Consider the following 26983-nt stretch of genomic DNA (forward strand, 5'->3'; position numbering starts at 1 on the left):
GCTCAGTTCGTCACGGTCAGGTGCCGGTAGGTCTGCTCGTCGCCGAAGCGGACCAGCGGCCCGCCGGAGGCGTCCACGGTGATCAGGAACGCGCCGCCGAGCGGGGTGCCGGGGGCCGTGGCCGGGGCCACCGCCACCTCGGACCAGCGGACGAGCAGGCCCGGCAGGTCGCCGTCCGGGCCGTCGTACCACTCGGGGACGAACCGCAGCCGCGAGCCGACCGTCCCGGGTGGGGCGGGGTCGGCGTCGTCGGGCAGCGGGCGCAGCGACACGTCGGCGAACCCGGGGTGCCGGCGGCCGTGGTGGAAGACCACGGCGTCGGCGAACTCGTTCGACTCGACCAGGTACGAGCAGGTGAGCAGGCGCAACGCGAGGCGGGCCCGGACCCGGCCGGCCCGCTCCCCCTCGGCCGGGTCGCCGGGCCGGGCGTACTCCACGATCATGCCGTCGTCCCGGGTGTCGACGCCCATCGACGCGCGGTACCAGCGCGGATGCCCGTCGTGCCACACCTCGATCTGCGGCGGCCCGGCGACCCGCTCGAATCCCTGCACCTCGACCGCGCCCCGGCGGGCCCGCCCGGTCAGCACCCGCATCGCGATGACCGGCGGCGGGACGGTGACGCCGGTCGCCCGGTAGACGGTGAGGCTGCGGGTGGGCGGCGGGTCGGCCCCGACCAGCGGTCGCCCGTGCACCGCGCCGCTGACCGGGACCAGCCGCCACGACGACGGCCCGGACGCCGGTTCCAGCGTGACCGCGCCGTCGCTGTGCACGGTCAGCGCCCCGGTCTCCTGGTGGCCCGGGGCGACCGCCGGGCCGAGTACGGGATTCTCCGCGTGCCGGACCCGGTACCCGATCCGGATCGCCGGCACCGGGGTACCGGTGCCGGCGGCGGGGGCGAGCACCATCGTCGGCTCGAAGATGAGGTGGCCGGGGTCGTTGAACTTGTTGAACGGGTTCCGGCCGTCGGCACCGGTGTCCCGCAGCGAGATGCTCAGGTCCTCGATCCCCCACAGGCCCGGCGGCGGCGCCGAGCGGGGCGAGTACCGGTCGGTGCCGGGGCGGGGCTGGTAGGGGAAGGTGCCGAACCGGATCAGGAACTCCGCCGCGACCAGCTTGCGGCCGCCCGGCCCCCGGTGGCGGTAGCGCAGCCAGTAGCAGTGCCGGTGGGTCCGGGTGCCCCGGTCCAGCCACACCGCGCCGTCGAACTCCTCGGGCCACAGTTCGTCGGCGAGGAACTCCCCGACCGGCAGGCCGGCGTCCCGGAAGCCGGTCACGGCGAACCGGTTGCCGGACAGTTCCTCCGGCTCGTACCCGATGCTGGTCACGAGGTGACGTCCCTGCTCGACCGGTCGACGGACGTCGGGCGCGACGATGGCCGGTCGGTCCATCGGGCCCGCCGGTGGCGGGCCGGGAGCCGCCGGCGGCGCGGTCCCGGTCCGGCACCGGTCGGGTCACACCAGGTCGTACTCGCGGGCCAGGTACTGGAACTTCTCGACGGTCAGCACCGTGGCCAGGACCCGCTGGTCGGCCACGGAGAGGTCGTCCACCTCGTCGTCGACCACCCGGTCGAGCACCTCCCGGGCGGCCTCCGGATCGAGGTCGACGAGCGGCTCCGGCGTCGGCCCGACCGGCTCGCCCTGATCGGTCGGCCCGACCTGGTCGCCGGGTTCCGGTTGCCCGCCGGGGTACGCCGACCCGTCCGGCCCGTGGTCCTGCTGGTCGTAGCCGTGCTGTTCGTAGCCCTGCTGGTGGTCGTAGCCCTGCTGGTGGTCGTGGTCCGGCTGGTGGTAGGACTGCTCGGCCTGGTCGTAGCCGTGCTGCTCGTAGCCGTGCTGCTCGTAGCCGTCCTGGTGGTAGCCGTCCTGGGCGGCGGCCTGGTGCGCGGCGGTGATCCAGTTCTGGGTCACCGAGTCGATCACCCGGGCCATCTCCGTCGCCGGCTCACCCATCTCGTCGACGGCGAAGATCTGCACCGGCGGGAAGGCGCCGGCGTGGTGGTAGACGGTGTCGTAGAAGTCGGCCAGCCAGCCGTTGCGCTGGTACCAGCCGGGGTCGCCCCAACCCTGTCCGAGCAGGTCCGGCACCTGCTCCCAGCCGGCCTCCGGCTGCTCGGCGAGGATGCCGTGCGCGCTGACCGCCGCCCAGCTCAGATAGGCGTACGCGTCGTCGAGGCCGGCCGGGCCGGTGGTGTCGAAGGTCTCCGGATAGTTCATCGGTCGTCTCTCCCTCAGCCCGTGACGGTGAAGTACTTGTTGCTGTCGGCGTCGAGCAGGCGGAGCACCGGGCTGCCGGACGGGTCGGTCCCGAGGCGGAACTGCCCCTTGTTGCTGTGCTGGCTGGACCGCCCGTCGGCACCGGCGTGCTCGGCCGTCCAGTCGATGCGGAGCTGCACCCCGACCTGCCCCGGCACCTGTTCGACGTACGGCCCGAAGAACAGCGTCGACTCCTCGTGGTGCCGGTTCTTGACCGCGTCGACGTCGTACTGCCGGCCCTTCTCGCCGACCACCACCGGATCGCCGCGCCCCACCTCCAGCACCCGCAGCGAGACGTTGCGGAAGGCGGTGAAGCGGACCCCGCCCACGTAGACGATCTGCCGGTGGCCGTCGTCGGGCGCGGTGACGTACGGGACCATGGTGAACCGCAGCAGCAGCAACGTTCTGATCTTGGTGCGGACCTTCCGGCCCAGCACGGCACCGTCGCGGACGTACTCCAGCCGCAGCGACGTCTCCTGCCCCTCGTCGTCCGCCGCAGTGGCGACCACCGGCGGTTGACCCTCGTTGAGGACGGTGACGGTGTTCGGGCCGTCCATCCGCTCGAAGCCGATCACCTTCATGCCCTTGTGCTCGTGCGGGTCGAGCATCCGGCCACCGTGGTCGATCCCGCCCAGCTCGATGCGTTGGGCCCTGAGCACGCCGGTCGTGACCGGCTGGCCGTCCTCGTCGTCCGGCACCACCCGGGTGGGGCGGTCGTGCACGCTGCCGCTGAGCGGGGTGATCCGGAAGTGCTTCTCGGTCCGCCCCTCCCCGGGGTTGATCTCGAAGCTGCCGTTGCTGTGCACCAGGAACGCGCCGACGTCGTTGTGGCTCAACCCGAGTGGCGCGCCGAGCAGGTTCTTCGCCTGGTGCTGCACCCGGTAGTTGATCCGCAGGTGGGGCATGCCGTCGTTGACGGCGGTCACGTCGAAGGTCAGGCTGCCGGACTCGTTGAACTTGTTGAACGGGTTGCGCCCCCGGCCGGTCGCCATCAGCGACACGCTCAGGTCGGTGATCCCCCAGAGCGGGTAGTCGCGCAGGATCGCCCGTTCCTGCGCGGTCGGGCCGGCCTCACCGTCCTTCGGGACGTAGTCGAAGGTCGTGAAGCGCACCAGCAGCTCCACACAGACCCGCTTCTTGTCGGTGATCCCGATGCCCCGGCGCAGGTAGCGCAGCCAGTAGACGTGCTGCCGGGACTGGCTGCCCTGGACCATGACGAGCTGACCGTGGGCGATCGGCACCGGTGAGATCAACTGGTTCAGCGGCACCTCGGTCCGGAACCCGGCGTTACTGAACCCGTTGACCTGGAACACCCCGTCCGTCAGGCCCTTGGCCTGACCCTGCGCGAACCCGATCATGTTCGCGGTGGTGTTCAGGGCGATGGCGACTTCTGTCACGGATACACCTCCGACGTCAGACCGTCGGGCCGGTCGGCCGACGGTGGTGGTGGTTGTCGGGTGCCGCCGCCGGGGCCCGGTGCCCCGACGTCACCCGCCGCCCGGCGACCGCTCACTCCCGGGCGAAGAACTCGAACTCGCTGACCGTCACGTCGGTGCCCTTCTCGGCCCGGTGCACGTCGGTGACCTGGATCTGCACGCTGGTGACCCCGTCGGCTTCGTCGAGGCTCAACGTCTGGGGCTCCCCGGTGTCCTCGACGGTGAGGGTGTCCGACCGGTTGGTGGAGTAGACGAGGTGCAGGGTCATCGGCCGGTGGGTCGCGGTGTAGTCCTCGGCCGTGCCGGCGGTCACGATCAGCCGCTCCAGGTCGACCTCCGCCGCGAAGCGCAGGGTGACCGTCGGCGGTTTCTCCTTGTTCCAGCGCACCTGCCAGTGCGTGTTGCGGTACTGGTCGACGCTCAGCTCCGGCCCGTGGTCGCGGACCGACGCGCCGCCGGTCACCTCCACCGGCCGGACCGCCACGAACCGGGGGTTGATCTTCCGGTCGGCCCAGTCCCGCGCCCCGGTCACCGGCCCGGACACCGCCGCGTTGATCCGTTCCCGCAGCGGCGGATAGATCAGGTACGCCACCCCGATCGCGAAGAGCAGCACCGCGGCGACCGCGTTCGACCGCTGGTAGATCGCGTGCAGCACGCCGCCGACCCCACCGGGCCGGCCACCGCCGGGTGCGCCCGGACGGGTCCCGGCCGCGGTGACCCGGGGGCCCCGGCGCGGCAGCAGGCGCTGCCACCAGCGCCGACGCACCACCTGGGCGGTCCGCAGCGAGTCGCCGCACCGGCTACAGAACCGGCGGGTCGGCGCGTTGCCCTCGCCGCACTCGCCGCAGATCAGGTCGCCCGGTTGCCGTCGCCGGGTGGACGCCTTCGCGCCGACGGTGGCCACCCGGGGCCGGACCGCCTGCGGGCTGACCTCGTCGGGCTCGACGGCGGTGGCCCGGGAGCCGACCCGCCCGCCGGTGGCCGGCGCGCCGGGCAGCACGGAGTCGACCGACCCGTCGGCGGCGACCAGTGCGCTGGTGTGCGCCGCGGCACGCGTGTCGCGTCGGGGCGGGGACGCCGGACGACCGGAGACCGCGGTGGCCCCGTCGGCCGGCGCGGCCGGTGGTCTCGGGGCGGTCGGCAGCTTCGCCCCGGCCACCCCGGGCGGCGGGGGCGGCAGCCGGCGCGGCGTCCCGGCGGCGGTCGGGACGGTGTCCGGCGCACCGGCCGGGGCCCCGGACCCGTCGCCGGCCGCCGGGTCCAGCTCGGACGGACCGGGGCGCACGCCCGGCGGGACGGTGCGGGCCGCCCGGTCCGGCAGCCGGGCCGCCGGCACCCCCGGCGGCGGCGGTGGCAGCCGGCGTGGCGGCGTCGACACCTGGACCGGGCCACCGTCCGGCGCGGCCGTCCCGGCCGACGTGCCGACGGCGGACCCGTCCGGCGTCGTCCCCGGCGACGCGGACCGTACCCCCGGAGCACCGGTCCCCGGCGGACCCGGCCGGACACCCGGCGGGCCGGACCCGGGCGGACCCGGCCGCGTCCCGGGTGGACCGGACCGGACCCCCGGCGGCGTCGCCCCCGGCGGACCGGACCGCACGCCGGGCGGCACGGCACCGGGCGGACCCACGCCGGGCGGCCCCGGCCGTACCCCCGGCGGACCCACCCCGGGCGGACCCGGGCGCACCCCCGGCGGACCCATCCCCGGCGGACCCGGGCGCACCCCAGGCGGGCCGGGACGCAGACCCGGCGGGCCGCCGGGCAGGCCGGACGCTCCCCGGCCCGTCCCGTCGCCGACCCGCACCACCCCCTCGTTCACCGGCGAGCCGCCCGGCGCGGGCGCGATCACCCCGGCGATCCGTTGCAGCAGCGTGGGCTTCTGCCGAAGCTCCTGCTCCGCCTCCTGGACCGTCTCGACCGGGATCTTCGGCACGGTCTTCTCGCCGGTCCACTCCAGGAAACTGCCGCAGGAACCGCAGAAGGTGTCCGCGTCACCGTTGTGGTTGCCGCACTCACGACAGATGATCACGGTCGAGCACCTCCAGGGTCGTCGTCACGTGCGCCGGTACGACCGCGCGGCACAGCTCGTCGAGGGCGTGCCGGGCCACCGCCGCCGGGTCGTCCACCCACGCCCGGACGTGCACCCGGGCCGGTGGCAGCAGGTCCGGCAGTGGCTCCGGCCGGGTCGACCAGGACACCCCGGTCGAGTCGAGGACCTCCACCTCGCCCCCGGTGGCCAGTTCCACGGCCATCCGCAGCCCGGCCACGGTCCCGCGCAACCGGTGCGCGGCGACCGCGCCGGCCACCATCGCGCGCTGCCGCTCCACCGGCCAGTTCTCGTCGAGCTGGGCACCGACCCAGTGACCGAGCCAGAGCAGGAAGTCCGGCGGGGTCAGCTCCGGGTCCAGGTACGCGTCGAGACAGTCGAGGGTGGACACCACCGGTGCGAGCACCTCGTCCAGGCCCTCGGTCCAGCGCACCAGCAGGTCGTCCTCCTGCAACAGGGCGGGCAGGAAACCGGCGATCGGGTACGGCATCGCCACGTCGACCGGGCCGCGCATCAGTTCTCCTCCACCCGGAGCTGGTGGTCGAAGGAGAAGACCAGGCTGTCCGGCTCCAGGTCGATCCGGCCGGCCTCGGTGCCGCGCTCACCGGTCACCGGGTTCGCGGTGAACAGCCGCAGGTCCTCCACCAGCTCCACCCCGCGTACCCGCTGCAACACCGCGAAGAGTTCGCCGGCCTGCACCGGACGCCCGAACGGCCAGCCCCGACCGTCCGGGCCACCGCCGGCCAGCGGGCTGAGGAAGCCGTACAGGGCGGTCAGGCCCTCCTCGCGGACCCGCTCGACGACGACCCGGGGCCGGGCGACCACCCGGGCCACCACGGTCACGCCCCGGTAGCGGGGCGGCTCGACGACCACCCGGGTGCCGATCAGCCGGGTGGCGTCCAGCCGCCCGGCCACCCGGGCGAGGCTCGACTCGGCCGGGATCAGATCCTCCAGCCGCAGCCGTCCGTCCTCGGCGGGCGCCGCCGGCACCACCAGCAGCCGCGCCACCGGCGGCCCGTCGCCGTTGCTCGGTACGCAGCGGACCCGGGCCAGTTCCGGGGCGGCCTCCCGGGCCAGCACCTCGTGGTCCTCGGCGGTCACCGCGCGACTGCGGCTGCGCAGGGTCAGCGGGCCCCGGCGGCGGGCCTCGTCAAGCGTCTCGCCGTCCACCCCGCCGCTGGCCGGGTGCCGGTTCTCCACCCCCGCGACGTACGGGATCGAGGTCCGCAGCGCGGTCACCGCGCCGACGCCGACGTTGCCCCGGCTGCCGCCGCCGACCGCGTACCGGCGCAGCCGCAGCCGACCGCCCCGGGGCGGCACCGCGCCGTAGCGGCGCAACGTGCCGTCGGGTTGCCGGACCGCCGGGCCGAACACCACCTCGCCAGCCACCCCGTCGAGCAGGAAGTGCCGGTCCTCGGGGCCGCTGCCGGCGAAGTGCTCGACCGGCGACCACCGCTGCCAGCCGTCGTCGGAACTGACCTCCAGCACCGGGTCGCCGAAGCCGGCCAGCACCGGCCGGCGGGTCAGCGCGAACCGCTGACCGGGCACCCCCTCGGAGTCGCCGAGTTCCTCGTCGTCCACCAGGTCGGCGTGCACCGCCCCGGTGGTGCCGCCGACGGTGTTCGCGGCCAGCCCGAGGACCACCGGGGAGGCGCTGTAGCCGGGCTGCCCCTCCTGCGGGGTCACCACCCGGGCCCGCAGCCAACCGGCCAGTTCGCCGTCGACCAGGGTCGCCTGGTGCCCGGCGGGCACGTGCAGCAGGATCGCGCCGGGACGGTTCAGCGCGCCGGTCTCGTCCAGCCCGACCTCGCAGTCGAGCCAACCGTCGGCACCGCGCGCCTCCCAGCGCAGCGGCGGGTGCAGCGGGTTGACCCCGACGCCGTCGACGCGTCCCTCGAACTCCAGCCGCACCGCGCAGCCGCCGACCGCCCGGTCCAGCCCGATCAGCAGCTCGTCGCCGGGCTGCGGCACCGCGGAGAACGCGGCCACCGGGCCGCCCAACTCCAGGGCACCGGTCTGGTCGGTGATCCCGTCGGCGGTCCGGACCCGCAGCCGGGTCAGCGTGCACGGCGGCACGGTGAGGTCGTCGAGGGTGGCGAAGACCAGCGGGTCACCGCCGTCGGCGACGGTCACCGCCCGCGTCCCCGCCGGCACGACCTGGGTGGCGCGGGCCGGGGTGGACAGCCAGAAGGTCAGCGTGGTCCGGGCGGCCGTGGGCGGCACCAGGCGTACCCCGATCAGCTCCAGGAACTTCACGTAGAGCCGGTCGGGCACCCGGTTGAGCCGGTAGATGAGCTGGTCGGTCAGCGACGCGAACGTCTCGATCAGGGTGATCCCCGGGTCGGCCGGGTGCAGGTCCGTCCACTCGGGGCAGCGGTCGGCGATCAGCCGGCGGGCGTCACCGACCAGGTCGTCGAAGCCCCGGTCGTCGAGGTCGGGGGCGGGCAGCGCCATCAGCCGAGCACCCCCGTACCGGTCAGTTCCCGGTCGCCGGGCAGGGTCCGCAGGTTGAGCCCGAGGGTGCCGGGCTCGTCGGTGTCGCGTACCCGGTAGCGGATCTCGATGTGCAGCAGCCCGTCGCCGCCGGCCGGGTCCTCGGTGACGGTGACGTCGTCGATCTCGGCCCGGGTCTCCCAGCGTTCCAGCGCGGCCCGCACCTCCACCGCCACCGCCCGCCGGGTCTGCCCGGTGACCGGCTCGAAGACGAAGTCGCGCAGCCGGGAGCCGAACTCCGGCCGCATCGGGCGCTCCCCCGGGTAGGTCGCCAGGATCACGCACATCGCCTGCTCCAGCAGGGCGGTGCCGCTGATCGTGGCGAGCCGGCCGTTGGGCTGGACCCGCAGCGGAAAGGCACACCCGGTGCCGATGACGTCGGCCTGCATGGCACTCCTCAGTTGAGCTGGATGGGTTTGCCCTTGATGGCGGTCGACGCGGTGCCACTGATGTTGACCTGCGTACCGCTGATGTCGACCGTCTTGGCTTTGAGCTTCAGGCTGGTGCCGCCGTCGAGGGTGAGGCTGCCGCCCGGACCGGCCTTGATCTCGACGGCGGTCTGTCCGGTGCACTCGATCAGCAACTTGCCGGGTTTGTCGGGCGCGCAGCGCAGGGTCACCGTGCCGGCCACCTGGTCCATCGCCAGCGAGAGCTTGTCGCCTTTGGTACCGAGGACCACGTCGGCGGCGGTCGGCTGCCCCTTGCCGCCGGGCGGCACCTCGTCGTGGAAGACCAGCCGGCTGCCCGACGGCGACAGCAGGCCCCGCCGGATCACCGAACTGGTCTGCCCCACCGACTTCACCCCGCTCGCCCCCGGCTTCGTCGACGACGTCTGGCCGCCGTCCAGGCCGTAGCCGGTGTGCCGGCTGGGCAGGCTGCCGAGCACGTACGGGCGGCGTACGTCGCCGAACTCGAAGGCGACGAGCACCTGGTCACCCGGCTCCGGCACGAAGAACGCGCCACCGGTCGGGCCGGCGAAGAGCTGCCCCACCGGCGCCCAGTCGGTTTCGTGGTCCGGCGACAGCCAGGGCAACGCCAGGGTGACCCGGCCCAGGTTCTGCGGGTCCTTGACGTTGCTGACCACCCCGCAGACCACCCCGTCGATCCGGGCCGGACCGCCCGGGTCACCGCCGCCGCCGACGTTCGCCAGCCCGAGCAGTGAGCGGTCCTGCGTCCCGCCGACGGTGAACTCGGTGCGGTAGCCCTCCCCGGCCTCGTCGAAGACGTGCCGGGCGGCGCTGAGCGTCCAGGTGCCGGCGAACGGTGCCGGCACCCCGTCCACCTTGACGGCCTTGCCGGCGACCAGCCGGGCGTCGCCCAGGGCCTCCCCCTCCGCCTCGGCGAACCCGCCACCGATGCTGGCGGCGAGCCCCTCGGCGACCTGGGTGACCGCGCCGTCGGCCCGGCCGGGCACGGGCAGTCCCCGGCCGACCAGGACGTGCGCGCGGGGTCCGGGGGCCGGCCCGACGTCACCGACCGCACTGTTGCCGGCCCGGGGCGGTGCCGCCGCGCCCCGGGGGACGAACGTGTCGGCGGCGGCGGTCGGCGACCGGCCGGCCAGGCTCACCCCGTCGGCGGTGGTCGCGGTACGGCTCGCCACCGTCGTCGCCGCGACCGGGTCCCAGGCGCGCACCTCGACCTCGGGGGCGAGGTTGCCGGCGCTGACCCGGGGCAGGAAGCGGCGCAGGTTGCCCCGGAACGTCAACGGCACCGGGCTGCCGGCCCGGCGGGCGGTGGCCGCCCGGCGGAAGTGGAACCGGTCCCCGTCCGCGCCGATCTCGTAGCCGATCTCCCGGGCGCGGGCGCTGAGGAACTCCCAGTCGGTCTGGGCGACCTGGGACAGGTGGGCCAGCCGGCCGGTGGTGGCGTCGATCGTGCCGACCGACAGCTTCGCGGCGGTCGCCACCTGCCGGGCGACGTCGGCGTCCGACTGGTTGAGGAAGGTACGGGTCCGCCGTACCCGGTGCAGCCGGTGGTCGTGGGTGTAGCCGCGCACCACCACGTGGGCGCTGAGGTCCACGAAGTGCCCCTCCACGGCGGTCACCTCGCCGCTGATCAGCCGGTGCTCGGCCGAGCCGTCCCCGGTCGGGCCGAAGACCTGCACGGCGGTACCCAACTCCAGCCCGGCCGTACGCAGCACACTGCCGTCCAGGTCGGCGAAGGTCAGCTCGAACATGTCCGGCAGGGCGGCCTGGGTGTCCACCACCACCCGTACCAGCTGGTCGGCGGCGGCCGTCGGCAGCGCCCGGCCGGCGGTGCCGACGGTGACCCGGGGACGCAGGGTCGCCGTGCCCCAGAGCAGGCCGTGCCGGTCGATCGCGGTCATCGTCGCGCCCCCACTACCGCCGCGCCCCGACGGACGCGCCCCGGGCCTGCGCCCGCATCGGGTCGTCGAGCCCGCTGGCCAGCGCCCGCTGCCGCCACTGCGCCGGGTCGGTCCGCACCGACCGGGTCGGCACCGGGCCACCCCGCTTGGGGAAGATCTCCCCCTCGATCACGATCAGGTCCAGGGTGGCCTGGGCCCGCACCGGCTGCCCCTCACCGTCGAACCGGGTCAGGTTGACGTTCAGCGTGCTCAGGTTGACGGCCATCGACAGCTTTCCCCAGGTGAACGTCAGCCGGGGCAGCTCGATGCTGGACGCGCTGCGGCTCTGCTCGTCGACGCTCGGCGGGCCGGAGAACGCGATCAGCTTCTGCACGTCCTGGGCCACGCCGGCACCGACCAGCAGCACCTCGCCGGCCATCACCCGCAACGCGGTGTCGGAGGTGAGTTCCACGCCCCGGCCCCGGCCGACGAGCTGACTGGCCCGGGAGGAGCGGGTGATGCCCATCTTGGCCGGGTTGTAGGAGAACGTGACCCGGCCCAGCGTCGGCGACGACAGGGTGGCCGTCTCCGCCTTGGCCTGCAGGTCGGGGAAGAACCCCTCGTGCACCAGCTCCAGCCGTTCCACCGCGACCTGGTTGCTGTCCGAGGAGAGGTCCGGGCCCGTCCACGACGACGGCCGTACGCCGTAGAGCAGCCAACTGTTCGCCGGTTCGCCGTCGGCGTCGAGCAGGGTGATCCGGGCGGTGGTGCGGGTGTCGTCGCCGGTGCCGTCCTGCCACGAACGCAGCACCCCGACCAGCCACTGTTGCAGTTGCGCCGAACTCTCCCGGTGCACCGCCCGTTCCAGCACGATCGGCGCGTAGCTGACCTCGCCGGGCAGGTGGTACTGGCCGACGTAGTCGCCGGTCACCCGGACCACCTCGGGCCGGAAGTCGGCCCGCAGACCCCGGCAGGAACGCCACAGCCCGATCTGGACGTCACCGATGGTCACCTGGAACCGCATCGCCAGGCCGAGCTTGAGGGTCCGCCTGACCCCCGGCCCGTCGCGGAACATCTGGAGCAGGCCGCCTGCGGCGAGGCCCTGCGCGGTCTGGCTCGGGTCGCCCAGCATCCCGCCGAGCTGACCTGCGGAGATCGCGGCCATCAGAGCGAGAACTTCACGTCGTCGTGCAGGAAGCCGGTGTGCGCCAGTTCCAGGGTCTCGACCGCCACCCCGCTGTGGCTCGGGTCGAGTTCCGACACCGACCAGCCGACCGGGAAGAAGTGCTTCAGGTCCCAGCCGACGATCTTCAGGCCGACGCTGTCGACGAGTTGGATCGTTCCGCTGAGCGGGCGGTACCGGTTGGCCTGCTGGCAGAGCCACTCCTGGACGACCTGCGAGTCGAAGCACACCGCCCGGCTGAGCCGGATCCGGCTGTAGGTCGGCTCCCCCACGTACGTGAAGACGTCGTTGCTGTCCCCGGCGCGGTACTCGCAGACCTGCCAGGTCACCCCCAGCCCGGAGACCCGCGACCAGGAGCCGAGGTTGTACCGCTCGTCGTCGATGACCACGAGGTACCGGTGGTTGACGCCGGTGACCTCGAAGAAGCCGCCCATCAAGCGGGCCGCGGTGGAAAGACCGCCTGCCATCGTTTCGCCCTCCTCGTCGCCTCGTCCTGGACCCGCGTCCGTGCGGTCGTGCCACCTGCCGTGCCTCGTGCCACCTGCCGTGCGTCCTGCCACCTTGCGTGCCCGTGCCGCCTGCCGTGCTCAGCGGAACTGGGTCAGCCGTCCGCTGCGCTCCCGGTCGACCAGCAGTTCCTGCCGCAGCCGTCCGCGTAACCGCCCGTACAGGCGGCCGGCCAGTTCCTCCAGGTCGTCGGGGTTCTCCAGATCCACCGGCCGGCCCGGCGACCGGTCCGGCACCCGGTCGGCCTCCTGGTCCAGCCGGGCGGCAGTGGCCCGTCCCCGGTCGGCCACCGTGCGCAACTCGGCCCGGAGCCGCTCCACCGCGTCGCGTACCTCGGCGATCCGGCCCGCGCTGCGGTCGATCGCGGGTGCCGCCGTCGCGGCGGCCACCGAGGCCCGCAGGGCGTCCGGCGGTGGCCCGGCCGGCGGGTCGGCGGCCCGGTCCTGCTGCTGGTCGAGTTCGCCCCGCACCAACGCCCGCAGGTCGTCGAGGGTGGCCGCCGGGGTGTCCATCGACGCCCGCTGGAGCGGGTGCGCAGCGGCCGGCGGGCCGGTCGGCGCGGCCGGGGGTACGCCTCCCGCACCGGGCTTCGCCTGCCAGGTCAGCCCACCACCGGGGGTGGTCCCCCAGGTCCCGGCGGTACCCGGGGCCGTCGGCACGGTCCCGGCGGCGCCGGTCAGCGGGACGACGGATGGTGGGCCGGCACCGACGAGCCCGGCCCCGGTGCCGAAGGCGTGCTCGGCGGCGAGCGCCCGCGCCTCCAGGTCCCGGCCGGTGACCGTCGACTCGGCCGGTGGTGTCGCCCCGAACGCCCGCTGCTGCACGACGTGGGCCAGCTCGTGGGCGAGCAGCGCGCGGGCGGGCGGCGCGTCCAGCGGCCCGGCCGACGCCGGCAGCAGCACCTCGCCGCCCCGGGTCGCCGCCCGCGCCCCGGCCTGCTGCACCACCTCCGTGGCCGCCGCGCCCCGCCACACCGGCACGGCCGCGACGTCCACGCCGTACTGCTGCCGGAAACCGTCCACCAGGGCGGCCGGCACCTGTTCCGGCAGCTCGGGGCCGCCCACCGCAGTGGGCGGCGGCCCCGCGTGGTGCGTCGGCGGCCCGGTCGGGTCCACCGTGGTCGCCGCCGGACCCGACGGTCCGTCCGCCATTACCGGCGCGGCCGTGACGACCCCGATGGGGTACGCCGGGACCTGCACGTCCGTGGGTGCGGCCGTCGTCCACGGCTCCGGCCGGTCCACCCACCCGGCCCGCTCCGCCGACGGTACGGGCGGATGCGGCACCGCTTCCACCTGTCCCCGGCGCGGCGGCCCCTGACCGGCCCGGCCGTGTTCCCGGTCCACTCCCGACGGAGACCCGGCCGGCGGGGACTGCTCCGGACGCCGGGTGAGAAAGAAGGCCGACGGCGGGGACACCTGCTCGGGGTGGTACGCGTCGCGCCCCGCCGGCAGGCCTGGCAGCTCGTCCGCGATGTCGGCCCGTGCCGCCGAAGCCGGCCGGTTGTCCGTGATGTCGCGCCCCGCCGGGCCCGGCCGGCGCTCCGGGGCCGGCCGCTCGGAATGGTCCGCGATGGGCCGGCCCTGCGACGGCGGCTGCCCGGCCGGGTCCGCGTCCCGGCTCGGTGCCGTGGCACCCGTGGCCGGCGTCACGCCGTCCGGAGTCCGGCCGGCCGGCTGCGCCCGCTGCGCGGGTGCCGGTCCGACCACGGCACCGGCCTCGTCGAGCGTCCCGCCCCGGTGCTCCGCCGGCCCGGTCGGCTGCGTCGGGTCCTCCGGGCGGTTGCCCACCGGCCGGTCCTGCCCGACGCCCGCCGAGCCGTCCCGCCGACGGGCCCGGTCGGTGCCGGTGGCATCGTCCAGGACGGCCCGGCTACCCGGTTCGGCCTGCTCCTGGGCGGCGGACCCGGCGAGCTGTTCCGTGGCAGCGGTGGGCGGGGCGGTCGCGCCAGCCTGGTCGGCTGGTCCCTGTGCCGCCGGCTCCGGTACCGGTCGGGTGTCGGCTCGCCGGCCGGTGCGGCCCCGGCGGCCGGCGAAGGCCACCTCGACGGGGCGCACCTCACCGGCCGACGGCGGCGTCCCCTCCGGGTCGCTCCGACCGTCGTGACCCGGGGCGGCGGTGGCCGCGCCCAGGCCGGTGTCCGGCTGCGCCGGCCGGGCACTCCCGCCGCCGGCCGAAGCCCGGGACTCCTCGGCGGCCCGGGTGGCCTCCGCCGCCAGGTAGGCGACCTCGAATCCCGGCGGCGGCCAGACCTGCGCGGTGGGCAGACCGGCGGCGGCGAACTGCGCTGCCGTCCGGGCGGCTGCGGCATCCGTCCCGGCCCCGTCGGATCGCCCGGCGGACGTCCGTCCCTGCGGTTCCTGCCACCCGTCCGGCGGGCTCGACGCCGGGAAGGCTTCCTCTCCGCCGGGCCTGTGGTCGGGAGTCATGCCTTGGTTCGGTGCCGGGCCCTGCATCGCGGTCGGGCCGTATGTGTCGGTCGGAGCCCGGAACGCAGTCGGGTCCGGTGCCCGGGGCACGGCCTGCAACGGCCGGTCGGGCTCGCGGACGGCCCCCGGCGGCGGGCCGCCCCACCAGGTCGGATCGGCGGGCGACGGCGTCCCGATCGCCGGACCGGCATCCTGAAGGTGGCCGTCCGCCCAGGTGAGCCGCGACGCGTCGTCCCCGCCCAGCGGTGCCCGGTACGCCACCGGCCCGACCGGCCACGGGTCATCCGGACCGGTCAGCACCGGCCGGGCCGAACCGGGCAGCGTCCACCCGGCCGGAACGGGCTGCGTCCACCCGGCCGGAACGGGCTGCGTCCATCCGGTGGGAGCAGAAGGCGTCCACCCGGCCGGAACGGAAGGCGTCCACCCGGCCGGAACGGAAGGCGTCCACCCGGCCGGAACGGAAGGCGTCCACCCGGGCGGAGCGGTGGGCGGGTGGTGGGGCGCAGCGGTGTCGTACCGGATCAGGGTCGGCTCGGTGGCCGCAGCCGGCCCGACGGACGGGCCGGAGGGTGCCGGGGCCGGGCCGGCGAACGCCGGCTGAGCGGCGGCGGTCGGGGGCCACGACGGGTCGTCCGGGGCCGTCCCCGGCGGCGGGATGGTCACCATCGCCGAGGCGGGTGCCACGGTCAGCAGGGGCAGGCCCGGGAGGACCGGGTACCGGTCGGTGGGCACCGGCGACGCGACCGGAGCAGGTGCCGCGACCGGAACAGACGCGACCGGAACCGGCGGCGGTCCCCCGACCGTCCGGCGGCGACGCGGCCAGAACGGCTGTCCGGGCCGTAACGACCAGGCCATACCCACCTCCTTCAGATTCCGGTACGGGTGTGCGGCGTCGGGCCGCCGGAACCGGGTCAGGATTCGCCCGGCCGACCGCCGGCCAGGTCCACCGCGAAGCGCCCCCCGCAGCGGGGGCAGGCGACCTCGGCCCCGGTGTGCCCCTGCTGGTTGATCCGCCGGTAGAGGTCCTGGAGGAAGGCCATGTCGGAGGCGAAGAGGTGCTCGATCACGTCGACGTCGACGGCCTGCACCCCGCCGATGCGGGTCACTGTCCGGGCGAGCAGCAGCACGGTGAGGAACGCCGGATTCTGGCGTACCCGGGGATCGCCCTGGGGGGTGATCTCGTCGCGGGCGGTGGCCAGCCGCATGGTGCCCTCGCGGTGCACCCCGCCCCGGTCGTCGACCAGCCCGCGCGGCAGCACGAACGGGTACTCGGTCCGCAGGCCCGCCGCCGGTCCGGCGGCGGGCTCGGCGAGGCTAGATCCGCGCATTGAAGTCGAACAGGTCGTCGCACATCAGGGTGACCGTCTGGTAGACGATGTCGGTGGCCCCGGCCTTGACCCCGCTGACCTCCACCCGCGACGGCCAGGCGTTGGTCATCATGTACGTCAGCCGGGCGTCGCCGTTGAGGTCGTCACCGGGGCCGTACAGCTTCAGGGCGCAGTCCCGGTAGGCGTCGTACATCATGTTGCGCACCTTCTGGTGCCAGAGCCACAGGTCGCCGTTGAGGTCGAGGCCCCGCTTGAGGGTGACCGTCGGCGGCTTGGTCCGACCGAAGTGCCGGGAGAAGATCGGCCCGGTCGTGCCGGCGGCCATGTACTCCGCGTTCTCCACCTCGCTGCTGATCCCGACCAGTTCGGCGAAGTTGATCGCCGACATGCCCGGCACCTCCAGCCGGAAGACGGCGGCACTGATGATCTGGGTGTTCTGCTTCGGGTCCTGGGTACCCTGACCGGCCATGCTCGTTTCTCCTGGTCTCGTCGTCGCTCAGGTCGGGTGCTCGCCGCCGGGGCCGGTCAGTCGCCGGAGCCCTGGGAGAGCTGGGAGAGTCGGAACACCACGAACTCGGCCGGCTTGACCGGGGCGATGCCGATGTCGACGGTGAGGATGCCGGCGTCGAGGTTCTCCGGCGGGTTGTTCTCGGCGTCGCACTTGACGAAGAACGCCTCGGACCAGGTGTCGCCCATCAGCGCGCCGCTGCGCCAGACCCGGCGCAGGAACATCGTGATGACCCGGCGCACCGCGTCCCACAGGCGCGGGTCGTTGGGCTCGAAGACCACCCAGTTGGTGCCGAGCAGGATCGACTTCTCGATCCAGTTGAACAGCCGCCGGACGTTGAGGTAACGCCACTCGGCGTCGCTGGACAGGGTGCGCGCGCCCCAGATCCGGATGCCCTGTCCGGGGAAGGCCCGGATGCAGTTGACCCCGATCGGGTTGAGCTGGTCGTGTTCGCCCTTGGTCAGCCCGCTCTCCAGGGCCAGCGCACCCCGGATGATCTCGTTCGCGGGTGCCTTGTGGACGCCCCGGGTGTCGTCGTTGCGGGCCCAGACACCGGCGACGTGCCCGCTGGGCGGCATGAACACCGCCCGGCCCTGCGCCGGGTCCATCACCTTCACCCAGGGCCAGTAGAGGGTCGCGTACTTGGAGTCGTAGCCGGCGACGTCCATCCGCCACTCCTTGAGGCGCTGCGGGTGCAGGCCGGGCGGCGGGTCGAGGATGGCCACCCGGTCACCCATCAGCTCGCAGTGCGCGATCATCGCCAACTGGACGGCCTTGAACGCCTCGTCGTCGATGGCCCCCTGCTGGTGGGCGGCGGCCAGGTCGGGGACGCAGAGCATGGTGATGTCCTCGATCGCCTCCAGCCCGGCGAAGCCGGTCCGGTCGCTGACGTCGCCGACGTAGTCCTCGGCGCGTACCCGCAGGTCACCGGTGCCGGTGGTGGTGGCCGGCAGCGCGGGCGCGGCGAGGGTGATCTCGGCGCCGCGTCGGGGCGGGGCGAGGGTCGCGCCCTTCGCCTCCTCGATCTGGATCAGCTTGGACTGCTGGCGGACGGCGGTGACCACGTTGCCCGCGCCCCGCTTGGTGGTCAGGTTGTCAAGCGTCTCGACCGGCTTGCCGGCCTGCTTGACGACGAGCTTGAACGCGTCGTCGCCGCCCTCGGAGGCGTCGGCGACCTCGACGGAGAGGTCCTGGCCGGCCGGGCCGGGCAGGGCCGCCCGGACGGTGAAGGAGAGCCGGCCGTTGTCCCCGGCCGCCGGTACGGCCGCAGCCGCGTACGACCCACCGGCGGCGGCACCGTCGGCGGTGGCGTCCGCCCCGGCACCACCCACCCGGACCACGTACGCGGAGCCGCCGCCGTTGAGGAAGTAGCCGTAGACCGACAGCGGCAGGAAGCTGCCCGCCACGAAACCACCGAAGGTGCGGGTGTACTGCGTCCAGTTCGTGATCAGCGTGGGCTCGTCGACCGGCCCCTTCTCGGCGAAGCCGACGAACGCGGCGACGGCCGTCCCGACCGCCTCGATCGGCCTCGACCCGGAGGAAACCTCCTCCACGTAGACGCCCGGCGACAGATACGTCGGCATCGAACCTCCTGTACGACGGTGTGATGGGGCCGAGCCTGCCAACGCCGACCGGCCCTCAGGGCTGCCCGCCGGGACGCCGCCGGGGTAGCCACCACTGCCCCCAAGGGCAACCGATCCGCCCCGACGGCCTGCCCGGCCGCCGCCCGCGGTCCCGTTCGGGCAGCCGGCAGGGTGGACGGATGATCTGGGATGTCGACCTGTCGGTCCGGGCCTGGTTGGGCCACTACCTGCCGGCGGACGTGCCTGTCGTCTTCGACCCGCCGGACCGGTGCGCGCAGCGCACCGACGGCGACCTGGTCTCGGCGTTCCTGCTGGACGTCGAGGAGGACTCGGCGGGCGTCTCGGCGACCTGGGACGAGCTGCGCGACGCCGACGGCCAGCTCGTCGGGCGTCGCCCGCCGGGCCGGCGGTACCGGTTCAGCTACCTGTTGACCGCCTGGGCCGCCGACACCGAGCGGGAGCACCGGCTGCTGGGTGACCTGCTGGTGGGCTGCGCGAGCTGCACGGCCCTGCCGTCGGGGTTCCTCACCGGCGCGGTGGCCCGCGCCAACCAGCCGGTGGTGGTGCGCAGCGCGCCCCGGCGGGAGGGGGACGCCGGTTCCGCCTGGGTGGGGTACGGCGGGACCGCCCGGACCGGGTTGCACCTGCAACTGCTCGTGCCGTTCGTGCCCGAGGCGCAGACCGACCTGGCCCCGCCGCCGCGCGAGGTCAGCGTCAACAGCGGCGGCGGCCGGCCCGCCGGCCCCGGTCGGGTGTCGGGCCGGCGGCCGAGGGGCGGGATCAGCGAGCCGCGCTGACGGCCCGCTGCCCGATCAGGCGTTCCGCTGCCCGTTCAGGTAGCCACGGCTGCCCCTTGGTGTTCCTCGTTCGTGGTTCTGCCGGCCCCACCCGCGCGGCCACACTGCCCCGCATGAGTGTCGCTGTGGGACTTGTCGAGACCGACCTCACCGTCGCCGCGGGCGGCACGGTCGGCTGCACCGTCCGGGTGCGCAACACCGCCGCCGTCGTCGACCAGTTCACCCTGGACGTGGTCGGCGACGCCGCACCGTGGGCCGAGGTCGAGCCGGCGACGATGAACCTGCTGCCCGGCACCGAGCAGGAGGCTCGGGTGACGTTCACGCCGCCGCGTGCGGCGACCGTGCCGGCCGGCAGCGTCGCCTTCGGGGTACGGGTCCGGGGGCGGGAGAACCCCGAGGGTTCGGTGGTCGAGGAGGGCACCGTCACCGTGCAGCCCTTCGTGGAGCTGGCGACGGAGCTGGTGCCCCGGACCTCCCAGGCGCGGCGCGCCGCCCGGCACCAGTTGGTGATCGACAACACCGGCAACGTGGAGACCACGGTCGAGGTGCTACCCGCCGACCCGGACCGGTTGCTGACGTTCCGGGTGCTGCCGGCCGCGCCGGTGCTGCGGCCGGGCACGGCCACGTTCGTGAAGCTGCGGGTACGCCCCCGCAAGCGGTTCCTGCTCGGCCCGGACCGCAACCTGCCGTTCCAGGTGGCGGTGACCCGTCCCGACGCCGAGCCGATCACCAGCGACGGCCTGCTGGTGCAACGGTCCGTCCTGCCGGCCTGGTCGCCCCGGGTGGTGCTGGTGGCCGCCGCGGTGGCGGTGGCCCTGGTGGGGCTGTGGTTCGCGGTGCTCAAGCCCACCGTGCAGTCCACCGCCAAGGAGGCAGCCCAGGTGGAGACCAAGGAGTTGTCCCAGGAGGTCGCCGAGGTGAAGACCCAGGCCAGCGAGGCGGCGGAGACCGCCGAGCAGGCCGAGAAGGTGGCCATCGTCGCGGCCGGTGCCAGCCCGAAGCCGAGCGCGGCCCCGAGCCCGACGACCGACACCGGGAAGGGCAACGGCAACGGCAACGGGCCGGGTGCCCAGGGCGGGACGCTTGACAACGCAGACCCGGAGACCGCCGCCGACTTCCGGGTGGCGACCAGCGCGTCGCCGACCACCGGCAACGAGTTCACGCTTTCCACCTACCGGCCGGCCGAGAAGAAGGTGCTGTGGGTGACCGACATCGTGTTGCAGAACCCGCACGGCGACGCCGGCCTGCTCCAGGTGCGGCGGGGCGACACGGTGCTGCTGGAGACCGGCCTGAACAACTTCCGGGATCTGGACTACCACTTCGTCCAGCCGCTGCGGTTCTCCGCCGGCCAGCCGGTGACCGTCGCGGTGAAGTGCGCGAACCCGGGCACCTCGGCGTGCACCCCGGCCGCCTACTTCGCCGGTCAGCTCGTCCCGGTCGCCGCGCCCACCCCGAGCCCCTCCCCCAGCCGATGAGCGACCCGCACCCCGCCGCCCGGCACGCCCCCGGCCCGCGCCCCGCCCACCCGGTCGACACCGCCGACCCGACCGACACCGGCCATCCCGCCGACACCGGCCATCCGACCGACACCGGCCATCCGGAGCCGGTCCGCGCGGCGGTCCGGTCCCGTGACCCGATCTCCCAGGCCGGGGTGACGGCCCAACTCTGCACCGTCGGGGCGGACGAACCCGCCGGTGCGCGGCCGGTCGTGGTGGCCGGCCCCGACGACGACCCGGACATCCTGGTGATCGTCGCCGACACGGTGGACGGGTGGCTGCTGGCCCAGCTCGAAGCCCTGACCGGGCGGCCGGCCCCCCGACCGGTGCTGGTGGTGGGGCAGCTCGACGACACCGCCGGCCTGCAGGCGATCGAGGCGGGCGGCCTGAGCCTGGTACGCCGTTCGGAGAGCACCGCCACCCTGCTGCGCGAGGTGGTCCGGGCCGCCGCCCGGGGCGAGGCGAGGCTCCCCACCGACCTGCTCAGCTCGCTGCTGATCCGGGTCGGCCGGGCACAGCGGCAGGTGTTGGCGCCCCGGGGGTTGACCATCCTGCCGCTGTCGCCGCGCCAGCTGGCCGTGCTCCGGATGATCGCCGCCGGGGCGGACATCGCGACGATCGCCCGGGAACTGTCCTACTCGGAACGCAGCATCAAGAACATCGTGCACGAGATCACCACCCAGTTGGGCGTGCGCAACCGCACCCAGGCGGTCGCGCACGCCATCCGCGAGGGGCTGATCTGATCCCGTCCCGTCGGTTCAGCGGAGGTTGTCATCGTGGGCGTACCCGCGGCGAAGCTCGGTGACAAGGTGGTCGGCACCGACACGCACATCATCATGGTGCCCTCACCGACCGGGCCGGTGCCGACACCCACCCCGATGCCGTTCGCCGGGACGATCGCCAACGGGTGCAGCACCGACGTGCTGATCGAGGGCAAACCGGCCGCCGTCGTCGGCAGCGTCGCGGTGAACGCCCCGCCGCACGTGCCGACCGGTGGGCCGTTCCAGACGCCGCCGAACAACCAGGGCACGGTCATCGCGGGCAGCCCGCTGGTGCTGATCAACGGCAAGCCGGCGGCCCGGCACGGCGACAAGGTCAACACCTGCAACGATCCCGCACCGCTGCCGGCCGGCAGCATCGTCGCTACCGGTCAGGTGCTGGTCGGCTGAGCCGGGTCGCATGCCCCGGGCGACCCCCACCGGGGGGTGGCCCGGGTCCCGGTGCGCCCCGCCCATGGACCCGGTGCGTTCCGGCCGTGGCCCGGGTCCGCGCCGGTCAGGCGGGTGGGCCGGTCAGCGGCGGCGGGTGAAGGGCCCCGGCTGGGCGGTCGCCGACTGCACCAGGAACGTACCGCTGGTCACCTGCCCGACCGCCGGCACCGAGGCGAGCGCGGCGCGGGGGCCGGCGAGCCCCTCCTCGAAGACCACCATCGGCACCGCGAACCGGCCGGACGCGTCGGCGACCGCCGTCACCGTGCCGGCGCCGTCGACCCAGCCGACCAGCACCTCGGCACCCGCCGGGAAGCCCTGGCCGAGGGCGGTGACCACCTGGCCGGGACGGCCGACGCCCGGGTTGAACTGCAACGTCGGGCTGCGACCCGAGACGCTCAGGGCCAGCGACTGGGCGGCGACCCCGCCGGTGTCGGTGGCGCTGGCGAGGCTGAGCGTCGACGTGGCCGCGCCGATCGCCCGGGGGGTGGCGGTGAGCGCCATCGTGCAGGACCGGGCGACGGCCAGCACCCCGGCGCAGGTGGAGCCGGTGACCGCGAAGACCGCCGGGAGGGGCTGTTCGGCGAGGGCGGCGGCCACGGTCAGCGGGTAGTCGCCGGTGTTGGTGAGGGTCACCGTCCGGGCCGCCGAGGGCACCCCGAGCGGGGCCTCCCCGAGGTCGAGCGTGGCGGCGTCGGAGTGCAGCACCGGTACGTCGGGTGCCGCGCCGCTGACGGTCACGGTCAGCCGTTCCGGCTCGCCCTGCACGATGCCGTCCACTGACACGTCGAGCCGGCAGGCGTACTCCCCGTTGCGGGCTGCGGGGTCGACCGCGACGGCGACGGTGAGGTCGACGGTGCCGCCGCTGTCGACGGTCTGCTCGGTCGGGGTGACGGACGCCGTGAGCTGCGGGTCACAGTCGGTGACGCGGGCGGTGACGGTGCTCTGGATGGCACGCACGCCGGCCAGGATGGCGTTGGAGACCTCGGACGGGCCGGCGGCGTTGAGCAGCACGCCCCCGGTCCGCCTGGTGATCTCGGTGTACTGCCCGGTCTGGTCGAGGGAGTAGCTGCCCGGGTTGCCGACGTCCACGGCCACCACCCGCACGCCCCGGGTGGTCAACGCCCCGATGGTGCCGGCGAGGTCGTGGCCGACGCTCGGGTCGTGCGACGGCGCGTCCCCGAAGATCACCACGATCGGGCTGCTCTCGGTCCGCAGGCTCACCGCTCCGGTGGCCACGGCGTGCAGGGCGTTCAGGCCGGCCTCCGGGTCGTCGCCACCGCCGTCGGCGGTCCAGACGTTCACCGCGTCCTGCACCTCGGACGGCACGGCGGTCAGGTCCCGGTCGAGCCGGAAGACGAACTCGTCGCCCTCGTCCCGGAACTCGGCGACCGCGAACCGGGCGTCGGGCTGGACGCCGCTGATGTCGTCGACGATCCGCTTCGCGTTGATCCGGACGTCGTTCAACGCCGCCTGCATGCTGCCGGTCGTGTCGGCGAGCAGCACCACGTCCGGGCGGGGCGGGATGGTCGCGGTGGTCACCGTGCGGGTGACCACCGCCGAGCCACCGGGGGTCAGCCCGAGGGTCGTCCCGGCCGGTTCGCCGACCAGGGGGGCGACGCCGTCGCCCACGCTGATCCGCAACGCCGGGCCACCCGCCGGTCGCGGTGCCGCGAGGAACCCGGCGTACGCGGCCGGCGGTGCGCTGGCCACCAGGAGTGCCACCACCGCGATCGCCGACGCGGCGCGCAGGGAACGGGACGCTGACGCTGCCATGGTGGACAGTGAACGCGGACCGGACCGGCCGACCGCGACCGGGTGGGAAGTTCTGTGGGCAGTCCCGCCTGCCCGTTCGGGCACCGGCCCGGCGCCCCCGCCGGCGGTCACCCTACTGCGGGCGGGCCGACAGCACCCGGACGTCCAGCCCGCCGGAGCAGCGCCGGACGACCGCCGCCACGCTCTGCTCGTGGCTGGTCCGCACCGGGTCGACGGTGAAGTGCGCCTTGCGGCCCCGGCCGTGGCGCACCACGTAGCTCTCGGCCGTGCCACCGGCCCACGGGTCCCCGAACGTCTTGAGCACGTTGTAGATCGGGGTGTCCATGTCGCTCTCGTCGGTGTAGAACATCACCAGGTCCTTGAACTGCACGTAGTGCGCGTACGCCCCGTCGTCGGTCAGGGTGGCGATGATCCCGGTGTTGTGCGCGTTGAGGGCCGAATCGATCGTCACCGTGATGAAGATGTACTGCGGGAAGACGTGGATGGTCACCCGGTCGTCCCGGTACATGCGGGGCATCCGGTTCATCGCCGTCCCGATCATGGTGGCGAGTTCGTCCACGTCCACCCCCCACGGGCTGACCAGGGCCTGGGTCTGCGCCCAGGAGTAGTGGCCGGGCAGGTTCGAGTTGGCCTCCGGGTTCAACGTGAAGGCCACCCCGATCTTGAACTCGTTCTGCTGCCACTCCGGCGCGTCCTTCCCCTCCACCAGCGGCTCCGCGAACCGGACCGACTTCGCCGGGGCGGGGGGCACCACCAGGTCGTCGTCGGACGCGATGTGGCCGAACGCCCGGTCGTAACCGGAGTAGTCGTAGCTCTCCTCCTCGCTCTCCCGGTCGCTCTCCTCCTCCTTGCCCCGGCCCTGCTGCCGGAGCGCCTCCTCCGCGAGGGCCTGGCAGGAGGCCACGAAGGCGGGCATCACCTCGGGGACGGACAGGGCCATGACCGCGGCCTGCTGCACCTCCTCCCGCCAGAGCGCGAACAGCTGCTCGTCGTCGCGCAGCAGCTCGGCCAGCGTGGCGAAGTCGTCGTCGTCCCGGAGTTCGACGGGCACGTCCGGGTACCGCCGGGCGGTCTCCGCCAGCGCGGTGCCCATCGCCCAGTCGTCCCACGGCCGGGGTAGCTGACGCTCGAACGTGTCGAGCGTCGCCCGCACGTCGTCGCCGTGCCGGTAGGTGACCAGCAGGTACTCCAGGCTGCGGATCAGGTCGTGGCGGTCCGGGTGCGTCTGCTCGATCCACCGGCCGAACATCCGGGTGCCGTAGTCGCCGTCGAGGACGGTGGCGAACTCGACAAGCTGGAAGTAGTCCGGGCTCTGCGTGGCATCGTCCCAGTAGTTCTCTTGCCAGGTCATGACCGCTCTTTTCGGATCGGCGACAGTCGACCCGGCCACCCTCTCCCGGCCCCGGCCGCCGCGGTACGCGGGCACCGGCCGTCTTAGGGGCAGTCCCCCCTGCCCCCGCGGGCAAGCCGCCCGGGGCCGGCACGGTGGTGGCCCGGTCGTCGTCGGGGTCGAGCGCGACGACGGTACGCCCGGCCGTGGGCAGCACCGCCCGGAGCCCGTGACCGAATGTCCACCCCGGATGACGGGGAACGTGGTGACAGGCCACCATTCGTCCATGCGCTTCGCTGTCCCGCACCACCTGCACGGCCGGCTCCTCCGCGCACCCTGGTGGGAACGATCCGTCGCCGTGCTCGGCCTGCTGCTGCTCGTTGACAGCTTCCTCCCCTGGTACCGGTTGAGCTGGACGGTCAGCCGGTACGGCAGCGGGCAGGAGACCCACCACGTCGTCACGGCCACGGCATGGCACAGCTCATCGGCCTGGTCGCTGGCCGTGCTCCTCGGCGTCACCGCGGCGGTCGGCCATGCCACCTGCGGCGCCGCCACCACCAGGTGGCGGACGCGGCTGCACTGGCTGTTTCTGCTCACCGCGACGACGGGTCTGCTCGTGGCAACCATCTCCCGGCTGGCGATCCCGTCGGTGGACGCGCCGGGCGGGTTCGGCCTCGTCGCGGCGGACGAGGTCGCGGGTGGGGTCCGGCTCGGCGACATCGTGCGTGACCGGCTCCTCGGCAGGGAGGTGAACGTGGCCTGGGGCTTCTACCTCGCGGTGTTCCTCATGATGGCGCTGGTGCCGCTCATGCTCCTGGACGTCGTCCGGCGGGCCGACCGCCATGCTGCCGCCGTCGCCGGATAGGGGCAGGCGGCAACGACCTCCCCGCGCTGGTGTTCGCCGTGGGTCCGTCCGGTCAGAAAGTGGGGCGGCGGATCCGCCAGAAGACCAGGGCCAGCAACAGCACGGCCAGCCCGACGAACGTGACGGTCTCGATGGCCTGGAAGGTCCAGTAGCGTTCGATGGGTTGGTAGACAGCCCAGCGTCGGACGCCGTGGTCGTGGAGGTAGATGGCGGGGTCACCGCCCCCCTCCCGCGCCCTCCCCTCCATGATCACGGCTTCGAGACCGGTGATGTGGCGGCCGTCGGCGTCGACGAACCCCTGGTCGAGGATCATGTCCCGGGCGTTGGTCGTGCCGTCGGTGAGGTCGCCCGCTCCCGGTACGAATGCCTGGACGCTGGTGACCGGCGTGCGGAAGTGCGGGCGGATCCAGCCGGCGATGGTGACGCGTACGGCCAGGAACGCCACGAATGCCACGGCGGCGGCCGGCAGGCTGCGGCGCAGCACCGGTCCGGCGGCGACACCCAGCGCGAACGCGAACAGGGTGTGCGCCATGGGCACGACCCCGGTCAGGTCGAAGCCGGTGATGTCGAACCCGCCCAGCAGGTCGAGGGGCTGCCGGTACCAGGCGACCACCGCGGACAGTCCGGCGGCGAGAAGGACGCTGACGGTGCCGAGCACCAGGATCTTGACGGTCAGCCAGCGCCGGCGGGGCACCGCCTGGGTCCAGGCCAGCTGCCAGGTGCCCGCCTCCAGTTCCCGGGCGAGCAGCGGCGCGCCGAGGAAACCGCCGATCGCGTACGGGACGAAGTTGAGCAGGATCAGCACGGTGGTGCTGTAGCCGTGGTCCTGCTGAAGCCGGGCCAGTGCGGACCGGCACCCCTCGTCCAGCGGCGGCACCAGGCAGTGGGTCGGGCCCATCGGGAACAGGGCGTGCATCGGCCGGCCTACCGCGAACAGCGCCACGGCGATGACGCCGACGAAGACCGTCAGTGCCATGACCTCGGTACGGTGCTGACGCCACATCATCCAGGTCATGCGGTCTGCCCCCGGTCTCCGGCGTCGAGGTCGGCGGGTAGGCGCAGGTAGGCCAGCACGAGCTCGTCCAGCCCGACGGGGTTCGCCTGCCAACCGGGTATGACCGGCGTTGCCGCCTGGCGTACCAGCATGGTGGTGTGCCTGTCGCTGTGCCTGACCTCGATCACTGACGGGCCGCGGTGGTCCGCCCCGACCCGTGGACCGACGAGCACCCGGTGTTCGGCCAGCAGCGACTCGATGTCGCCGGCGAGCACGACCCGGCCGTGGTTGATCACCACGAGGTGGTCGCAGACCCGTTCCAGTTCGTGGATGGCGTGGGAGGAGAACAACACGGTCAGCTGGCTGTCGGCGACCGCACCCGTGCCTTCGCATCTTCGCCGGGACGTTCGGCGGCGGACGTGGCGGCGGCGTCCGCCATCCCGCTGATGACA

Annotated in this window: 24 protein-coding genes; 5 read left to right on the forward strand and 19 right to left on the reverse strand. The window is 74.2% G+C overall.

All coding sequences use genetic code 11. The annotated features are described in order from the left end of the window. Positions 1-2: 2 nt before the first annotated feature. The 15 genes from ACN260_RS26220 to ACN260_RS26290 all read right to left on the reverse strand — a co-directional run bounded on the left by ACN260_RS26220 (position 3) and on the right by ACN260_RS26290 (position 18065). Positions 3-1325, reverse strand: a complete 1323-nt coding sequence (locus ACN260_RS26220) for a hypothetical protein (protein ID WP_422753509.1) — start codon at positions 1323-1325, stop codon at positions 3-5. Positions 1326-1451: 126 nt separating this feature from the next. Beyond that, positions 1452-2213 carry a hypothetical protein gene (locus ACN260_RS26225; RefSeq protein WP_422753510.1) on the reverse strand — a complete coding sequence of 254 codons (762 nt, stop codon included), beginning with the start codon at positions 2211-2213 and terminating at the stop codon, positions 1452-1454. A 14-nt stretch (positions 2214-2227) separates the two neighbouring features. Then, positions 2228-3649: a hypothetical protein gene (locus tag ACN260_RS26230; protein ID WP_422753511.1), complete on the reverse strand. Its 1422-nt coding sequence runs from the start codon at positions 3647-3649 to the stop codon at positions 2228-2230. A gap of 112 nt (positions 3650-3761) precedes the next feature. Continuing rightward, positions 3762-5714, reverse strand: coding sequence for an NADase-type glycan-binding domain-containing protein (locus ACN260_RS26235; protein ID WP_422753512.1), 1953 nt, complete (start codon positions 5712-5714; stop codon positions 3762-3764). Continuing rightward, on the reverse strand, positions 5698-6246 hold the full coding sequence (locus ACN260_RS26240; RefSeq protein WP_422753513.1) for a phage tail protein: 549 nt from the start codon (positions 6244-6246) through the stop codon (positions 5698-5700). The genes ACN260_RS26235 and ACN260_RS26240 overlap by 17 nt, the downstream gene beginning before the upstream one ends. Continuing rightward, a complete protein-coding gene (locus ACN260_RS26245) occupies positions 6246-8186 on the reverse strand; it encodes a putative baseplate assembly protein (protein ID WP_422753514.1) in 1941 nt (646 codons plus the stop codon). The genes ACN260_RS26240 and ACN260_RS26245 overlap by 1 nt, the downstream gene beginning before the upstream one ends. Next, a complete protein-coding gene (locus tag ACN260_RS26250) occupies positions 8186-8614 on the reverse strand; it encodes a GPW/gp25 family protein (RefSeq protein WP_088643773.1) in 429 nt (142 codons plus the stop codon). Before ACN260_RS26250 ends, ACN260_RS26245 begins: the two co-directional genes overlap by 1 nt. Before the next feature lie 8 nt (positions 8615-8622). After that, positions 8623-10551 (reverse strand): phage baseplate assembly protein V, encoded by a 1929-nt coding sequence (locus ACN260_RS26255; protein WP_422753515.1) that lies wholly within the window; start codon positions 10549-10551, stop codon positions 8623-8625. Between the two features lie 13 nt (positions 10552-10564). Then, on the reverse strand, positions 10565-11695 hold the full coding sequence (locus tag ACN260_RS26260; protein WP_422753516.1) for a phage tail protein: 1131 nt from the start codon (positions 11693-11695) through the stop codon (positions 10565-10567). Beyond that, complete coding sequence (locus ACN260_RS26265; protein WP_088643770.1) at positions 11695-12180, reverse strand: phage tail protein; 486 nt, start codon at positions 12178-12180, stop codon at positions 11695-11697. The genes ACN260_RS26260 and ACN260_RS26265 overlap by 1 nt, the downstream gene beginning before the upstream one ends. Before the next feature lie 120 nt (positions 12181-12300). Further along, on the reverse strand, positions 12301-14646 hold the full coding sequence (locus tag ACN260_RS26270; RefSeq protein WP_422753517.1) for an eCIS core domain-containing protein: 2346 nt from the start codon (positions 14644-14646) through the stop codon (positions 12301-12303). Positions 14647-14926: 280 nt separating this feature from the next. Then, complete coding sequence (locus ACN260_RS26275; RefSeq protein WP_422753518.1) at positions 14927-15118, reverse strand: hypothetical protein; 192 nt, start codon at positions 15116-15118, stop codon at positions 14927-14929. Between the two features lie 439 nt (positions 15119-15557). Continuing rightward, positions 15558-15974, reverse strand: coding sequence for a hypothetical protein (locus ACN260_RS26280; protein WP_422753519.1), 417 nt, complete (start codon positions 15972-15974; stop codon positions 15558-15560). Beyond that, on the reverse strand, positions 15961-16443 hold the full coding sequence (locus ACN260_RS26285) for a phage tail protein (protein WP_088643766.1): 483 nt from the start codon (positions 16441-16443) through the stop codon (positions 15961-15963). Before ACN260_RS26285 ends, ACN260_RS26280 begins: the two co-directional genes overlap by 14 nt. Before the next feature lie 56 nt (positions 16444-16499). Next, positions 16500-18065 carry a phage tail sheath family protein gene (locus ACN260_RS26290; protein ID WP_422753520.1) on the reverse strand — a complete coding sequence of 522 codons (1566 nt, stop codon included), beginning with the start codon at positions 18063-18065 and terminating at the stop codon, positions 16500-16502. 179 nt (positions 18066-18244) lie between these two features. On the opposite strand from ACN260_RS26290, the gene ACN260_RS26295 reads away from it, so the two are divergent. From ACN260_RS26295 to ACN260_RS26310, 4 genes are all read left to right on the forward strand, one after another. Next, entirely contained in the window at positions 18245-18862 is a 618-nt protein-coding gene (locus ACN260_RS26295) for a Pvc16 family protein (protein ID WP_422753521.1), read from the forward strand. A gap of 113 nt (positions 18863-18975) precedes the next feature. Next, positions 18976-20337 (forward strand): hypothetical protein, encoded by a 1362-nt coding sequence (locus ACN260_RS26300; RefSeq protein WP_422753522.1) that lies wholly within the window; start codon positions 18976-18978, stop codon positions 20335-20337. Beyond that, positions 20334-21101 carry a helix-turn-helix transcriptional regulator gene (locus ACN260_RS26305; protein ID WP_422753523.1) on the forward strand — a complete coding sequence of 256 codons (768 nt, stop codon included), beginning with the start codon at positions 20334-20336 and terminating at the stop codon, positions 21099-21101. The genes ACN260_RS26300 and ACN260_RS26305 overlap by 4 nt, the downstream gene beginning before the upstream one ends. A gap of 33 nt (positions 21102-21134) precedes the next feature. Further along, positions 21135-21527 (forward strand): PAAR domain-containing protein, encoded by a 393-nt coding sequence (locus tag ACN260_RS26310; RefSeq protein ID WP_422753524.1) that lies wholly within the window; start codon positions 21135-21137, stop codon positions 21525-21527. A 123-nt stretch (positions 21528-21650) separates the two neighbouring features. Here the strand turns inward: ACN260_RS26310 and ACN260_RS26315 are convergent, their stop codons facing one another. Together ACN260_RS26315 and ACN260_RS26320 are read right to left on the reverse strand one after the other, a co-directional pair. Then, a complete protein-coding gene (locus tag ACN260_RS26315; RefSeq protein ID WP_422753525.1) occupies positions 21651-23342 on the reverse strand; it encodes a choice-of-anchor D domain-containing protein in 1692 nt (563 codons plus the stop codon). Between the two features lie 112 nt (positions 23343-23454). Continuing rightward, the gene (locus ACN260_RS26320) at positions 23455-24693 is read right to left on the reverse strand and encodes a hypothetical protein (RefSeq protein WP_422753526.1); all 1239 of its coding nucleotides are present in this window, start codon (positions 24691-24693) and stop codon (positions 23455-23457) included. Between the two features lie 265 nt (positions 24694-24958). On the opposite strand from ACN260_RS26320, the gene ACN260_RS26325 reads away from it, so the two are divergent. Continuing rightward, positions 24959-25537, forward strand: a complete 579-nt coding sequence (locus ACN260_RS26325) for a hypothetical protein (RefSeq protein WP_422753527.1) — start codon at positions 24959-24961, stop codon at positions 25535-25537. A gap of 52 nt (positions 25538-25589) precedes the next feature. Here ACN260_RS26325 and ACN260_RS26330 read toward each other — a convergent pair whose 3' ends face one another. Continuing rightward, positions 25590-26552: a transporter gene (locus ACN260_RS26330; RefSeq protein ID WP_422753528.1), complete on the reverse strand. Its 963-nt coding sequence runs from the start codon at positions 26550-26552 to the stop codon at positions 25590-25592. Then, positions 26549-26884 carry a hypothetical protein gene (locus tag ACN260_RS26335; protein WP_422753529.1) on the reverse strand — a complete coding sequence of 112 codons (336 nt, stop codon included), beginning with the start codon at positions 26882-26884 and terminating at the stop codon, positions 26549-26551. Before ACN260_RS26335 ends, ACN260_RS26330 begins: the two co-directional genes overlap by 4 nt. Between the last annotated feature and the right edge of the window lie 99 nt (positions 26885-26983).

The sequence above is a fragment of the Micromonospora sp. WMMD708 genome (assembly GCF_049315245.1).
Classification (GTDB): domain Bacteria; phylum Actinomycetota; class Actinomycetes; order Mycobacteriales; family Micromonosporaceae; genus Micromonospora; species Micromonospora wenchangensis.

Excerpts from the sequence above, each read along its gene's own strand:
- ACN260_RS26315 (WP_422753525.1), bottom strand. The coding sequence starts at position 23,342 with ATGGCAGCGTCAGCGTCCCGTTCCCTGCGCGCCGCGTCGGCGATCGCG.
- ACN260_RS26250 (WP_088643773.1), bottom strand. The coding sequence starts at position 8,614 with ATGCAGGCCGACGTCATCGGCACCGGGTGTGCCTTTCCGCTGCGGGTC.
- ACN260_RS26225 (WP_422753510.1), bottom strand. The coding sequence starts at position 2,213 with ATGAACTATCCGGAGACCTTCGACACCACCGGCCCGGCCGGCCTCGAC.
- ACN260_RS26325 (WP_422753527.1), top strand. The coding sequence starts at position 24,959 with ATGCGCTTCGCTGTCCCGCACCACCTGCACGGCCGGCTCCTCCGCGCA.
- ACN260_RS26255 (WP_422753515.1), bottom strand. The coding sequence starts at position 10,551 with ATGACCGCGATCGACCGGCACGGCCTGCTCTGGGGCACGGCGACCCTG.
- ACN260_RS26305 (WP_422753523.1), top strand. The coding sequence starts at position 20,334 with ATGAGCGACCCGCACCCCGCCGCCCGGCACGCCCCCGGCCCGCGCCCC.
- ACN260_RS26265 (WP_088643770.1), bottom strand. The coding sequence starts at position 12,180 with ATGGCAGGCGGTCTTTCCACCGCGGCCCGCTTGATGGGCGGCTTCTTC.
- ACN260_RS26280 (WP_422753519.1), bottom strand. The coding sequence starts at position 15,974 with ATGCGCGGATCTAGCCTCGCCGAGCCCGCCGCCGGACCGGCGGCGGGC.
- ACN260_RS26300 (WP_422753522.1), top strand. The coding sequence starts at position 18,976 with ATGAGTGTCGCTGTGGGACTTGTCGAGACCGACCTCACCGTCGCCGCG.
- ACN260_RS26295 (WP_422753521.1), top strand. The coding sequence starts at position 18,245 with ATGATCTGGGATGTCGACCTGTCGGTCCGGGCCTGGTTGGGCCACTAC.
- ACN260_RS26330 (WP_422753528.1), bottom strand. The coding sequence starts at position 26,552 with ATGACCTGGATGATGTGGCGTCAGCACCGTACCGAGGTCATGGCACTG.
- ACN260_RS26240 (WP_422753513.1), bottom strand. The coding sequence starts at position 6,246 with ATGCGCGGCCCGGTCGACGTGGCGATGCCGTACCCGATCGCCGGTTTC.
- ACN260_RS26270 (WP_422753517.1), bottom strand. The coding sequence starts at position 14,646 with ATGACTCCCGACCACAGGCCCGGCGGAGAGGAAGCCTTCCCGGCGTCG.
- ACN260_RS26320 (WP_422753526.1), bottom strand. The coding sequence starts at position 24,693 with ATGACCTGGCAAGAGAACTACTGGGACGATGCCACGCAGAGCCCGGAC.
- ACN260_RS26260 (WP_422753516.1), bottom strand. The coding sequence starts at position 11,695 with ATGGCCGCGATCTCCGCAGGTCAGCTCGGCGGGATGCTGGGCGACCCG.
- ACN260_RS26285 (WP_088643766.1), bottom strand. The coding sequence starts at position 16,443 with ATGGCCGGTCAGGGTACCCAGGACCCGAAGCAGAACACCCAGATCATC.
- ACN260_RS26290 (WP_422753520.1), bottom strand. The coding sequence starts at position 18,065 with ATGCCGACGTATCTGTCGCCGGGCGTCTACGTGGAGGAGGTTTCCTCC.
- ACN260_RS26245 (WP_422753514.1), bottom strand. The coding sequence starts at position 8,186 with ATGGCGCTGCCCGCCCCCGACCTCGACGACCGGGGCTTCGACGACCTG.